Source organism: Bacillus basilensis, from assembly GCF_050630465.1.
GTDB lineage: Bacteria > Bacillota > Bacilli > Bacillales > Bacillaceae_G > Bacillus_A > Bacillus_A basilensis.
On the sequence record NZ_JBNTQO010000015.1, the window covers coordinates 57280 to 69910 of the forward strand.

Consider the following 12631-nt stretch of genomic DNA (forward strand, 5'->3'; position numbering starts at 1 on the left):
TTTGTTTTGCGAAGTTTTCCTTGCAAATAGACGATTCATTTTTAAAGTGCGATTATACTTTTAAAGAGCGCTCTAAATTTCTCTTTATCTTCTGCTGTAAATGGTTTCGGTCCCTTTGTACGTTTACCACTCTTTCGAACCATTGCACTTAAATATCGTGTTTGTAACAATTGTTCAATGTTATCATTCGTATACTTATAGCCTTTATGGTGTAGTACGATACAGCCTTTTGCTAAAGCGAGCGAAGCAAGACCGTAATCTTGTGTTACGATTAAATCTTCTTTTTTAGCTAACTGCATAATCCGGTAATCCGCAGCATCTGCTCCAGAATCAACATAAATGGTCTCCACACCTTTTGGCTGCTCTGCATTAGAATAATGAGAAAAGCTAGTAACGAGGGTAACAGGAATTTCCGCATTCGTAGCTTCAAAAATAATTACATCTTTTACAGGACAAGCATCTGCATCAACGTAAATTTTCATTGGTATCACTCCTATAACTAGGTTCGTGTTGATAATAATGGTAGATTTAGGTTTTGTCAAACGAGATCTCTTTATCATAAGTTACTTTTCGCAAACCAAAATAGCCTTCCGCAAACGAGAAATACCTTCCTCAATTTGATCAATATTCACTTTTCCATAAGATAAACGAATATAACCATCTTTCGCGCCGAAAATACTCCCCGGCATAAAAGCAATTTCTTGTTTTAAGCTTTGCATAATGAGTTGTTTTTCGTTTATCGGTTCGTTTAATTTCCCCCATATGTATATACCGCCGGTCGGGTTTGAAAAAGAGATTTTGTCGTGAAGTTGCTCGTTTAGGGCGCGAACGATAACGTCTCTTTTTTCTGCTAGTTGTTTTCGTAATGGTACGATATGAGACTGAAATGGTACAGTTTCGAAAAATTGCTGCATAAGCCACTGCGGGAATATGCTCATACCTAATTCCATTTGGTGCCTTGCGTCGGATAACCTTTCTACTACAGACTGCGGGGCAACAAGCCAGCCGACTCGTAATCCTGGTGCAATCATCTTTGATAAGGAATGTACATAAATGACTGTTCCATTTTCATCAATCGATTTCAAAGTAGGACAAGGTTGTTTCTTTTCTAACGTAAGTAAACTAGACGGATCATCTTCAACAATCGCAATTCGTAAGTCAGCGCAAAGTGATAATAGTTTTTTTCTACGGTTTGGATGCAGCATTGTGCCTGTAGGATTTTGGAAATTTGGATTTAAAAAAATCATTTTAATACGATGCTTTCGATATAACTCTTGCACATCATCTGGATTAATACCGTGTTCATCAACAGGTAATGGGAAAATACGAATACCCGTTGATTGGAATAGTGGTAACGAATAACAGTGTGAAGGACTTTCGAAAGCAACAGCATCACCTGGATTTAATAAACACTGCACGATAAGGTGCAAGGCTTGCTGTGCGCCAGAAGTAATCATAATAGACTGCTCAGTTGCTTCAACTTTTAAATATTCTTTCATATATTTTACTACCGCTTGTCTTAGCGGGAGATACCCTTGCGGATGATCGTAACTTAATGAATGTGTTAACGGTTGTTCACGTAGAATCGTTTGTAGCTGATCGTGAGGATAAAGATTACAACCGAGTTCTCCGTTTGCAAAATCTATAATATTTTCATTTTGTTGTACTTCTGCCCGAATATGACGAAGTAAAGGTAAGTTTGGTAAAAAAGTACCACCTTCTACGAAATTTCTCCAGTTCGGCGTTAATGTAGGAGAAACGCCCCACATATGTGTACTCACACGTGTACCTTTACCAGTCGTACTTTCTACAATCCCCATTGCACGAAGTTCGTTATAAGCAGTCGTTACTGTACTTCGGTTTACATTTAACAGTGTAGCTAATTTCCGTTCTGAAGGGAGGAAGCTACCTGGAGGGAGTTCTCCGTACGTAATACGTTTTTCAATAAAGTCAACAACTTGCTGATAAATAGGGATTTTACTGTCACTATCTAGCTTCCATTCCATAAAAAACGCCTCCGTATCTTTTCACTACATCAAGTATAGCAAATTGGCTGGGTAAAAAAACAGCCAATTGGACGGTGTTTTATCCAGCCAATTTTACTATGCTAAATATGGAAGGGGAGATTCGGATGAAACGATGGCAAATGGAATGGCTCCTAGTATCAGTTGCATTAGTATGGGGAGCAAATTATACAATTGGAAAGTATGGCGTGGCATTTATGTCATCCATTCAATTTAATAGTTTACGATTTTTAATAGCATCACCGGTATTATTACTTATTACATTTTTAATGGAACGCTCATTACGTATTGAAAGAAAAGATTGGTTACGATTAGTAGCAGTCGGCATCGTTGGAACGACAATGTATCAAACGATGTTTATGCTATCTGTGAAATATACTTCAGCAACGAACGCCTCATTACTAATTGCAATGTCACCTATTTTTACAGGGATATTAGCAGTATTACACAAGCAAGAGCGTTTTTCGATGAAAGTACAAATTGGTTCAATAATAGCGTTTATTGGTGCAGCATTTGTTTTATTAACAGGGCATACAGGAGGAGCTACTTATGAGTATGCATGGCTCGGAAATATAATTGGATTAGTCGCAGCAATTGCTTGGGGATGGTATCCAATATTAGCGCAACCTCTTATTACAAAATACTCCGCAATGAGAGTCACATCTTGGTCTACTTTAATTGGAATTGTACCTCTCGTTATATACTGTTTATTCAACGTAAACACATTAACGTGGCCAGTAGATACGCCAAGCTGGGGATCACTTGCATATTCAATCGTCTTTGCGACCATCTTTGGGCTAGCAATGTGGTATGTCGGCATTAGTCAAATAGGCTCAACGAAAGTAATGGTTTATATGTATCTTGTGCCATTATTCGCAGTTATCTTTGCAGCAGTAACAATTGGAGAGCAAATCAATATGATGCAACTCGTTGGCGGACTTATTATCTTTATCGGCTTATATGTTGTAAAAAAAGGCGGAATCAAAAAGCCAGCTCTCAATTTGAAAAAAGTAAGCTAACAGTAAAAAGGATCTCTTTCATATAGAAGGAGATCCTTTTTTATTTCGTATTAAAAGCGCTTGTTTAACCGCCCATTTTTGATGATCGTGAATGAGAAGCTCTACAGTATGAAATGGAGACATCCACCTTAAAACATGATCCTCTTCACAGGCTTCGGTTTGTTTCTGCGCCATGTTTGCAATGTAAAAGAACCCATCATTTAAATAATATGTATCTTCCTTTTCAGCATAAAAATACCGCATTGCATTACCGATATACTGATCAATTTCAATTGCCCATCCTAATTCCTCTAGTAATTCACGATGTAAACATTCTTCTTTTGTTTCATTACCTTCCATACCGCCACCAGGTAAAAAATAACGGTCTCCTTTTTGGATAACAGCAATCTTTGAAGAAGAATTAAAAATAATCGCATAACAACTAGGTCTTAATACATAATGAACGGTAGGTTTTTTAGAGCCAAACGTGAACTTCGAAATCATAAAACACGACCTTTCTCTATAAAATACATAAAAGGAATATTAAGGTAAATGCAGAATTATATAAGTATAATCTTAATGGATTGGAGTGATAACAACATGATAAATCGAAAATGTTCAAAGTGTAAAGAGATAACAGGTACGGTGCACGGTGGTAAAAAAATTAAGGAAGAATTTCTATGTGAAGACTGTTTGCAAAAAGGAATTGCGAGCGGGGAAATCGAATTATCACAAGTGGAAGAAAAGCAAACTTCTTATCTTTCTATAAAGATATTAAAAATAATGAGTGTGATTTATTTAATAGGATCTATTTTAATGGCTTTTTCTGCTGGATCTCTTATACATGACCCAGGATTTGGGGAAGTATCAATTTCAGGATCAGGTACAGTTGGTGTTATTATTATTGGATCCATATTCCAGTCTGTACTTGTATTTTGCGGTATTTGGGTATTCATCCTATTAGTAGAAACAGTCATTAAAATTTATGGAAAAATGAAGTGAGTGAGAGGGAGAAATATATGCGAGTAAGAAACATACAAGGGGAAGATTATGTAAAGATTCATTCTGTTTTAAATGATTGGTGGGGCGGGAGAGACATGGCTTCCATGTTGCCAAAATTGTTTTTCGTTCACTTTCAAGAAACGAGTTTTATCATTGAGGAAGATGGGGAAACGTTAGGTTTCTTATGCGGATTATTTTCGCAAACGCATAAAGAGGAAGCGTACGTTCATTTTATTGGTGTCAATCCGAAGTATAGAAGAAGAGGAATCGCAACGACATTGTATTCATATTTCTTTGATATTGCTCGTGCAAATAACCGTAAAGTTGTAAAAGCAATCACATCACCAGTTAATAAAAAATCGATACAGTTTCATAGGGAGATTGGTTTTCGAATTGAGGCTGGGGATGATGAGATAGAGGGTGTATCGGTACATACAAATTATGACGGGAACGGTGGTAGCAGAGTTTTATTTTTGAAACATGTGTAAAATTAGGCTAGCACAAAGTTAGCCTTTTTGTTGTGAGGAGCTAAAAAGTATGGAGAGTAAACAAAGTAGAAATGAGTATTTACAGCGCATATACAAAGTACAAAATTATATAGAATCACACATAAATGATTCACTTTCAATTGAAGAGCTAGCAGATGTAGCAGGGTTTTCGAAGTATCATTTTCATAGAATTTTTAAAGGAATAGTAGATGAACCGTTATCTCGGTATGTAAACCGATTGAAGTTAGAAAGGGCAACAAATCTACTTACATATCGTACAGATATGACCATTACAGATATTGCGTATCACTTTGGTTTCACAGATTCGGCAGTTTTCTCCCGTACATTTAAAAATTATTACGGAGTAAGTCCATCTCACTATCGTAACTACAATAGCAAGAATTGCAAAGACGTAAGTGAACCTTCTCAATACAATGAATGTAAGAAGGTTCGAGGAGATATTGAAATTGTAACAGCGGACGATATGAAAGTCGCATACATAAGACATATCGGTACATATGAAGAGTTAACTATAGCTTTTCCGAAAATGATAGAGAAATTATTTCATTACGCAGCGGAAGAAAACTATCATGTATTTGAGGATACGAAAGTATTAACCATTTACCACGATCATCATGAATTTACGGAGGACTATCATTTAAGAACAAGTTTATGTATAACAATTCCGAATGAGTCCGCAGTAGAAACGAGCGACATTGGAATAATGGTAATACCTTCTGGAAAGTATGCGATAGGTCACTTCGAAATACGCCAAGATGAATACAAAGGTGCATGGGATTTTTTATACGGTGAATGGCTACCAAATAGCGGATATAAACCGAGAGATGCGTATCCTTTTGAAATGTATAAAAATGACCCAAGGCAGCACCCGGAAAATAAACATATAGTTGATATATATGTACCTATCGAACCTTTTTAATGATAGATTATTGAGGGGGAAGAAGGATGAAAACCGCTGAAAAGTTAGATTCCATTATAAAAGAAGACTATAAAAATATAAACGGTATGTTAGTAATGCAGAAAGGTAATATTATTTTTGAAAAATATTATAACGGCCAAGGTCCAGATGATGCATTTCATGTAGCATCTGTTACAAAAACGATTATTTCTGCGTTAATTGGGATATGTGTAGATAAAGGCTATATAAAAAGCATTGATCAAAGAGTAATAGAATTTTTCCCTGAATATAAAGTTAAGTCATCTGAAATAACAGTACGCCATCTTCTAACAATGACAGCTCCATATTCTTTTGTAGATTGGCAGGAACCGTTAGAAGAACTATGTACACAACCAGACTGGGTACAGTATACACTTAATAGAATGGGGAACGGCGGGGAAATCGGTTCTTTTAAATACTCATCTGCAGGAGCACATGTACTATCCGCAATTATTACGAGTATAACAGGAAAAAGTGCGCGTGAATTTGCGAATGAACAGCTATTTCAGCCACTCGGTATGAAAGAAATTCCAAACTACAATATGATAGCATTTGGATTCGATGACTTATTCGGAAAAGATGTAAAAGGATGGGTTCATGATCCAAACGGTATTTCAACTGGCGGATGGGGACTAACGTTAATGGTTAGAGATATGGCTAAGTTTGGAAGTTTGTATTTAAACGAAGGTACTCATAATGGAAAACAAATTCTATCAACATTATGGATAAGAGAATCAACAGAAATGAACACAAATCAATATGGTTACTTATGGTGGTTACGAGAAGAAGATGGAATCTTTTCATACTGTGCAGTGGGCGATGGTGGGAATATGATTTGTTGTATTCCGGAGAGGGAATTGGTGGTGGTGATTGCCTCTGAAATTATACCAAATGCAGGGGATAGATGGAAGTTAATGAAAGAGTATATACTTCCTTATATAAAAGGTTAATATGTTTATATTATGAAAATAAGAATAAAGGTCTAGTTATACTTGTTTTGTTCCCCGTATTAAAAATAAGTGGTGTGAGAACAAAATTGTTTAACTAAGATTAAAAAACTTCAACACCTATACGATTATTGAATAATTGTAAGGTGTTGAAGTACTATATAATCTATTAATGGTATTTTCCATTAAAAGCGGAAACAACTTTTTTACTTTTAACTATTCTTTATCTTTGCGATGTATAAGGTACATTATGCCGAGTATAATTGCTAGGAAGATAAATTTAATTAATTCTATTAGACTGGCATCCCACTTGTTTTGCACTACATCTGTTAAATAAAATACATTAAACATACCATGTAAAATAGCGGGTGATATTACAGAACCATCATATTCTCTCGTGTACGTCAAAATTATAGATAATATAAATAATAAAGAGAGATAACTTAATATTCCTACAAGTTGAAACTCATAATTTTTATAAAAGATTGCTACTGGTATATGCCATAAAGACCAGAGAAAAGCTATAATAATAGCTGTTTGTTTGAATGAATATTTTTTTCGTAAATAGTAATGAAAATTCCCACGCCATATCATCTCTTCTAAAAATGCAGATAAAGATCCGACTGTAAGACCAACGAGCAAGAGGAATCCTAACTCATTCCAATGATTATATAAGAACTTTATATCATAAAAATAAAAATGGAGACATAGCCCTAGAAGTAGTGGAAATAATATGGAGAAAATTAGTGTTTTTATTTTTGGACGTGAAATTCCAAGTGTATGAACTATTTTTTGTTTCTTATATAATGTTTGATATGAAATAACTGCTAAAAGCGGAACAACCATTGTAAACCCCAAATAATTACGACCATTTTCTATGTTCAGCAAGATGATATATACAAGTGATGTGAGAAAATAAATACATAATGTTGAATGATAAACTATGTGTTTATTAATATTTTTCACCTGCCTAAGTATGTATAAGTGGTTAATCGAATATCCGATATTTTAATTATATATGAAATGGAAACCGACAGAATGAATATTTCCATATTATTGTTTTTAGCATAGAAAAAGCGTCGGAATTACATATATTGAACTTGTAGAAAAAATTAAGCTTTCCCCGTAACTTTCCACCACAAAAAATCGTTTAACAAAAGAAAGGAATTTCAATCGCGAATGGGGGAGAACCATGAAAATTCTAATACTAGGTGGTACACGATTTTTGGGAAGAGCTGTTGTAGAAGAGGCTTTGAGCAGAGGGCATGAAGTTACATTATTTAACCGCGGAACAAACAAAGAAATTTTTCCTGAAGTGGAGCAGTTAATCGGTGACAGAAATAACGATGTATCAAGTTTAGAAAATCGAAAATGGGATGTTGTCATAGATACGTGTGGATTTTCTCCGCATCATATTAGAAATGTGGGAGAAGTATTAAAAGATAATGTAAAGAATTATATTTTTATCTCAAGTCTTTCTGTATATAAAGATTGGATTCCACATGACATAAAAGAAGACTATAAATTACAAGCTGAACCAACGGCTGAGCAAATAAAGGCTGTAGAAAATGGAGAAATAACTCCTTATGAGCATTATGGTGCGCTCAAAGTATTATGTGAAAAAGAAGCAGAGAAATATTGGCCTGGGCATGTTTTACACGTAAGAGCAGGACTGCTTGCAGGAATGTTTGATTATACAGATCGACTTTCGTACTGGATCGGGCGTGTAGCAAAGGGGGGAAACGTGTTAGTACCAGGAAGAAAAAATCGTCCAGTACAGTTAGTGGATATAAAAGATATCGCAAACTTTGGACTCAACATGGCAGAAAATAATAAAGTAGGTACATTCAATATAACAGGTCCGAATGATGAATTGACGATGGAAGAACTACTAAATACGTGTAAAAAGGTTACGAATAGTGATGCTGAATTCGTTTGGGTAGAGGAATCGTTTATGAATGAACATAAAGTGCAGCCTTGGACAGAAATGCCTTTTTGGATTCCAGAAACTTTTCCATTAGAAGGGGAAACGAAGCCGTGGAAAGGTGGATTTTCTATAAGTATCGAGAGTGCCGTTAAAGAAGGGCTTATTTTTAGAAGGTTAGAAGATACAGTTGCAGATGTGTATGACTGGATGGAGGGTATGGACGAATGGGAATTAAAAGCAGGTATTTTAGAGGAAAGAGAAAAGATTTTATTGGATAAGTGGTATGGAATAGAGAGGGTTTAAATAAGAATTCTATGCAAAAAGGCCTCTGTTTATTGATTAAACAGAGGCCTAATATTAGTCTAACACTCAATCGGTTCTTCCCCGTACATTTTCCATAGCATAGGAAACATCTTTTTCAAACCTTCTTCGTCATCTTCATCCCAGTCTAACTCGATATCAACTTCCTCAAATTCTTCATTTGATAAGACATGGTATAGTGTAAAGTATGTATCATCTTCATCCCCAGTCTTCTCCATATATACTTCTTGTCCGAAATATAGCGTAAGTTCTTCTATTTCTGGAACATCATACTCGCTCATATTTTCTAATACAGGTATTAACTGCCCTGGATCTTCAATACACGCCTCGTAAGTTTCTTTTCCTTGATATAATAACCATCCGCGGAAATAATCAAAACAATCATCCGAACAACCGCCTAAAATAATATAGGCTGCTGCCCATAAGCGAGATGTATAAGAGTCTTTCAAAATACGATGCATATGCGTATCAAAAGCTACAATTTCATGTACTGTACGTTTAGCGAGGTGAGAAGTAAGCCATTCTATTTGTTCTTCCTGGTCTTCACCTTTCGTTTTTGCACGATTAAGTAGTTCCCAAAATTCTTCTTCTGTTATCGTTTTTTCTTTTATATAATCTTCCCCAAGGCATGGTTCTGTATATCCTTTTTTACGTTTAGAAGCAACTAGTTTGCTAGCTTCTTTTATACACTCTTCTTCTGTTTCAAATTCTTTCGCTTTCACACTACCAGCTGTGCCGATTTTTCCGTAAAACACAACGTAGTCTTTTTCTTTCACAACGATTTTCCAAAACTTATTTGATTTCTCATTTTGTTGGATTAATAACGTTTCCATTCGTACCCCCATTATGTTTTTCTAGTATGAATTGTGATTGTAACATATGCATATACACTTGTAATGATAAAAAATAAGAGTTTGGAAAATTCGAAAATGATTGAATGAAGTGGATAAATTTAGTAACCTTATTTGTACAATAATTAGATAATCTTTTTGTAATAATTAGATATTAATTATATAAGGGGACATTACGGATGGATCTTACGTTCAAAGTTGAGGAAACATGTTTTAACTACCGCGTCGGAGCAATTTGTAAACATAATAATAAAATACTCATTCTGCAAGGTGACGGCGAAGATTTTTGGTACGTACCGGGTGGAAGAGTGAAAATGCTAGAAAATAGTGAAGATGCATTAAAACGGGAGCTTGCAGAAGAACTAGCTGTTCCTATTAAAGGGAAGAGATTAATATGGTCAGTAGAAAATTTCTTTACGCTTTCTGAGCAGAAGTTTCATGAGATTAGTTTTTATTATGAAGTAGAGCTAGATGAATTGCCTGCAAATGGAGCGGATCAATATATTTTGGAAGAAGAGGGTAGAACATATTTATTTAAGTGGGTGCCGGTAGAAGAGTTACATGCATATAACTTACAACCAGCATTTATAAAAGTGAAAGTAAAGGATGTATCAGTTCACACAGAACATATCATATTACAAAAATAAACGTATTTGGAGGGGAAAACGATGAAGGGGACTAAAAAAGAGATACATATAAATGACAAAGTAATTCATTACACACATATCGAAAAAGGTTCTAGTAGGGTTTGCTTTATGTTTTCAGGTTCAGGATACAATTATGATAAGCCGTTATTTTATTACGCGACGATGCTTATGCTTGAACATAAAATTGATGTTGTTCATATTTATTATTCTTACGACGAACAGGTAATGAATAAACCGATAGAAGAAGTAACGAAAGTAATGATGGATGATATTAATCCTATAATGAATGAAGTATTAAAAGATGAGCAATACAACGAGACTATGTTTTTAGGGAAGTCACTTGGAACAATTCCGATTGCAAATAATTTAATGAAGAGAGAAGATTTTTACAGTCAAAAATGATAGTACTTACACCTTTACTAACTTTTGATTCCATTTTTGATTCTATTTTACATAGTAGTCACGAAGGGCTTTTAGTAATTGGGGATAAAGATCACCAATACAATGCAAATCAAATTGATCAGTTATATAAAACGAATTTAACGATTGATGTTGTTAAAAACGCAAATCATTCTTTAAATGTTGGAGAATATGAAACAGAAAGTTCAATTGAAGCGATAGCGAAAATAATGAGAAAACTGAAAGAAACAATAGAAACAAGTAGAGCTGAATTATAATTGTTCCAACATAAAAAAGAGGTGCTTCATGCACCTCTTTTTTATGTTGAAATTAACGAAACTCTGTATGACGAAATGTTTCTTTTCCTTCTAATAGAGTCAGTAAAATTTTCGTTTTATGAATATCATGTTTTGGAATTTTAAATAAGTTTTTGTCTAATACAACGAGGTCTGCTTTTTTGCCGACTTTAATAGATCCAGTTTCTTTCTCTAAAAAATTGGCGTAGGCTCCATTTATAGTATAAGTCTTAATCATTTCTGCTAAACTTACTTTTTCTTTTGGGTTTAAAGCGTTTTGTGAATTTGTATCTTGTAAACTTGTACGAGTAATCCCCATTTGAATGCCAGCTAGAGGGGAGAAGTAAGGTCCTTGTGTAATGGGATAATCACTAGAAGAAGCCATAACAACACCTTTATTTATGAAACTTCGCATAGGATATTGTTCATTTGCACGCTCTTCTCCTAATAATTCGACAGCTTGTGAAAAGTATTCTCCGTCTTTAAGAAACCACGTTGGCTGCGGAACACCAATGACACCTAAATCTTTAAAACGATTTATATCATTTTCTTTTACTAATTGCAGATGTGTAATCTTATGGCGACTATCTCGTTTTCCGTTTTGTTCTTGAGCGATAGCTAATGTATTTAATGTTTCTGTAGTGGCAGCATCACCGATAGAGTGGATATGAACTTGGAATTTCTCTTTGTCTAATGTTTGAACCATTTGTTCAAATGCTGGTTTTTCCCAAACAGGAACGCCGTAATAGTTTGGTTTATTGTTATACGGCTCATGTAAGTAGGCAGTTCCGCCTTCAAGTACACCATCCATAAATAACTTGACCGTATTCATTTTTACAAGTGGGCCTTGTAATTTAGCACGCTGTTCTTTTACATAAGGAATGCGCTCCTGGCCTTCACTTGGTTGTATCGTTAATGCAAGGCTATGTCTAATAGATAACGCTTGTTCTTTCTCGAGCATTGTTAGTGCTTCAATGACAGTATCTTGCTGAGGAACAACGACATCATTTACTTGTGTATATCCATTACTCGCTGCGAGTTGTTGGAAAGTTTTTAAACCTTCTTTATACTGTTCCGTATTGTACTTTGGTAATTTGTCTAGTACAAGATTCGTTGCGGTATCACGAAGCGTACCGGACGGTTCACCGTTTTCATTTCGTTCAATTACTCCACCGTTAGGATTTGGAGTATCTTTTGTAATTTCAGCTATCTCAAGCGCTTTCGAATTTGCCCAAACGGAATGATAATCCTCGGAAATTAAAGCGACAGGAATGTCTTTCACAACAGTATCTAATAAATCTTTTGTCGGACCAGATGATGAGAAAAGGGTATTGCTCCAACCAGCCCCATGAATAACTTTTACATCACTATGTTCTTTCCTATACTGTTCAACTGCCTGAACATATTCATCAACTGTTCTAGCGTTTACTAAGTCAACAGAATAAAGAGAGTTTACAGTTTCGGAAGCATGAAGGTGGCTATCAACAAATCCTGGAAGTAACATTTTTCCCTTTAAATCAATGATCTTTGTATTCTTATTCTTGTATTTTTTTGCACCTTTCGTATTACCCACATAAATAATTTTCCCGTTTTTAATCGCAACTGCTTCTGCCCAAGGTTGCTTTGCTTCTACCGTATAGACATTTCCGTTAATAAAAATGGTGTCTGCTAGTTTTGTAGCATCTTTTTTCGCCTGTTCAAATCCTACTAACATAAAAAGCATAGTGAGACTAATGAAAATAGAAATAAACCTTTTCAATGTATCAACCCCAA

13 protein-coding genes and 1 pseudogene are annotated in these 12631 nt (G+C 35.1%); 8 read left to right on the forward strand and 6 right to left on the reverse strand.

The features are described from left to right. Positions 1–41 precede the first annotated feature (41 nt). Together ACQVV1_RS22555 and pdxR are read right to left on the reverse strand one after the other, a co-directional pair. On the reverse strand, positions 42–482 hold the full coding sequence (locus ACQVV1_RS22555) for a YaiI/YqxD family protein (RefSeq protein WP_098272656.1): 441 nt from the start codon (positions 480–482) through the stop codon (positions 42–44). A gap of 81 nt (positions 483–563) precedes the next feature. Then, positions 564–2006, reverse strand: a complete 1443-nt coding sequence (gene pdxR, locus ACQVV1_RS22560; RefSeq protein WP_431169534.1) for a MocR-like pyridoxine biosynthesis transcription factor PdxR — start codon at positions 2004–2006, stop codon at positions 564–566. Between the two features lie 125 nt (positions 2007–2131). Between pdxR and ACQVV1_RS22565 the strand changes: the two genes are divergently transcribed. Then, positions 2132–3043: a DMT family transporter gene (locus ACQVV1_RS22565; protein WP_242252739.1), complete on the forward strand. Its 912-nt coding sequence runs from the start codon at positions 2132–2134 to the stop codon at positions 3041–3043. Between the two features lie 18 nt (positions 3044–3061). On the opposite strand, the gene ACQVV1_RS22570 is transcribed toward ACQVV1_RS22565, so the two are convergent. Next, positions 3062–3526 (reverse strand): NUDIX hydrolase, encoded by a 465-nt coding sequence (locus ACQVV1_RS22570; protein WP_242252740.1) that lies wholly within the window; start codon positions 3524–3526, stop codon positions 3062–3064. A gap of 96 nt (positions 3527–3622) precedes the next feature. Between ACQVV1_RS22570 and ACQVV1_RS22575 the strand changes: the two genes are divergently transcribed. From ACQVV1_RS22575 to ACQVV1_RS22590, 4 genes are read left to right on the forward strand one after another with little or no spacing between them, the layout of a single operon-like run. Further along, positions 3623–4024, forward strand: a complete 402-nt coding sequence (locus ACQVV1_RS22575) for a DUF3980 domain-containing protein (RefSeq protein ID WP_242252741.1) — start codon at positions 3623–3625, stop codon at positions 4022–4024. Positions 4025–4041: 17 nt separating this feature from the next. Further along, positions 4042–4512 (forward strand): GNAT family N-acetyltransferase, encoded by a 471-nt coding sequence (locus tag ACQVV1_RS22580; RefSeq protein WP_242252742.1) that lies wholly within the window; start codon positions 4042–4044, stop codon positions 4510–4512. A gap of 49 nt (positions 4513–4561) precedes the next feature. After that, on the forward strand, positions 4562–5452 hold the full coding sequence (locus ACQVV1_RS22585; protein WP_242252743.1) for an AraC family transcriptional regulator: 891 nt from the start codon (positions 4562–4564) through the stop codon (positions 5450–5452). Between the two features lie 26 nt (positions 5453–5478). Next, on the forward strand, positions 5479–6420 hold the full coding sequence (locus ACQVV1_RS22590; RefSeq protein WP_242252744.1) for a serine hydrolase domain-containing protein: 942 nt from the start codon (positions 5479–5481) through the stop codon (positions 6418–6420). 213 nt (positions 6421–6633) lie between these two features. Here the strand turns inward: ACQVV1_RS22590 and ACQVV1_RS22595 are convergent, their stop codons facing one another. Next, positions 6634–7383, reverse strand: a complete 750-nt coding sequence (locus ACQVV1_RS22595; protein WP_242252745.1) for a CPBP family intramembrane glutamic endopeptidase — start codon at positions 7381–7383, stop codon at positions 6634–6636. 226 nt (positions 7384–7609) lie between these two features. On the opposite strand from ACQVV1_RS22595, the gene ACQVV1_RS22600 reads away from it, so the two are divergent. Further along, on the forward strand, positions 7610–8647 hold the full coding sequence (locus ACQVV1_RS22600; RefSeq protein ID WP_431169536.1) for an SDR family oxidoreductase: 1038 nt from the start codon (positions 7610–7612) through the stop codon (positions 8645–8647). A 59-nt stretch (positions 8648–8706) separates the two neighbouring features. Here ACQVV1_RS22600 and ACQVV1_RS22605 read toward each other — a convergent pair whose 3' ends face one another. After that, positions 8707–9498, reverse strand: coding sequence for a DUF4240 domain-containing protein (locus ACQVV1_RS22605; RefSeq protein WP_242252747.1), 792 nt, complete (start codon positions 9496–9498; stop codon positions 8707–8709). A 197-nt stretch (positions 9499–9695) separates the two neighbouring features. Here ACQVV1_RS22605 and ACQVV1_RS22610 point away from each other — a divergent pair, with 197 nt between their 5' ends. Together ACQVV1_RS22610 and ACQVV1_RS22615 are read left to right on the forward strand one after the other, a co-directional pair. Beyond that, positions 9696–10163 (forward strand): NUDIX hydrolase, encoded by a 468-nt coding sequence (locus tag ACQVV1_RS22610; protein WP_063225278.1) that lies wholly within the window; start codon positions 9696–9698, stop codon positions 10161–10163. A 21-nt stretch (positions 10164–10184) separates the two neighbouring features. After that, positions 10185–10840, forward strand: a pseudogene (locus tag ACQVV1_RS22615) (alpha/beta hydrolase). Between the two features lie 52 nt (positions 10841–10892). Here ACQVV1_RS22615 and ACQVV1_RS22620 read toward each other — a convergent pair. Continuing rightward, the gene (locus ACQVV1_RS22620; protein ID WP_242253097.1) at positions 10893–12581 is read right to left on the reverse strand and encodes an amidohydrolase; all 1689 of its coding nucleotides are present in this window, start codon (positions 12579–12581) and stop codon (positions 10893–10895) included. Between the last annotated feature and the right edge of the window lie 50 nt (positions 12582–12631).

Coding starts and splice junctions, on each gene's coding strand:
- ACQVV1_RS22620 (WP_242253097.1), bottom strand. CDS start 12,581: ATGCTTTTTATGTTAGTAGGATTTGAACAGGCGAAAAAAGATGCTACA.
- ACQVV1_RS22565 (WP_242252739.1), top strand. CDS start 2,132: ATGAAACGATGGCAAATGGAATGGCTCCTAGTATCAGTTGCATTAGTA.
- ACQVV1_RS22575 (WP_242252741.1), top strand. CDS start 3,623: ATGATAAATCGAAAATGTTCAAAGTGTAAAGAGATAACAGGTACGGTG.
- ACQVV1_RS22605 (WP_242252747.1), bottom strand. CDS start 9,498: ATGGAAACGTTATTAATCCAACAAAATGAGAAATCAAATAAGTTTTGG.
- ACQVV1_RS22600 (WP_431169536.1), top strand. CDS start 7,610: ATGAAAATTCTAATACTAGGTGGTACACGATTTTTGGGAAGAGCTGTT.
- ACQVV1_RS22580 (WP_242252742.1), top strand. CDS start 4,042: ATGCGAGTAAGAAACATACAAGGGGAAGATTATGTAAAGATTCATTCT.
- ACQVV1_RS22585 (WP_242252743.1), top strand. CDS start 4,562: ATGGAGAGTAAACAAAGTAGAAATGAGTATTTACAGCGCATATACAAA.
- pdxR (WP_431169534.1), bottom strand. CDS start 2,006: ATGGAATGGAAGCTAGATAGTGACAGTAAAATCCCTATTTATCAGCAA.
- ACQVV1_RS22590 (WP_242252744.1), top strand. CDS start 5,479: ATGAAAACCGCTGAAAAGTTAGATTCCATTATAAAAGAAGACTATAAA.
- ACQVV1_RS22555 (WP_098272656.1), bottom strand. CDS start 482: ATGAAAATTTACGTTGATGCAGATGCTTGTCCTGTAAAAGATGTAATT.
- ACQVV1_RS22570 (WP_242252740.1), bottom strand. CDS start 3,526: ATGATTTCGAAGTTCACGTTTGGCTCTAAAAAACCTACCGTTCATTAT.
- ACQVV1_RS22610 (WP_063225278.1), top strand. CDS start 9,696: ATGGATCTTACGTTCAAAGTTGAGGAAACATGTTTTAACTACCGCGTC.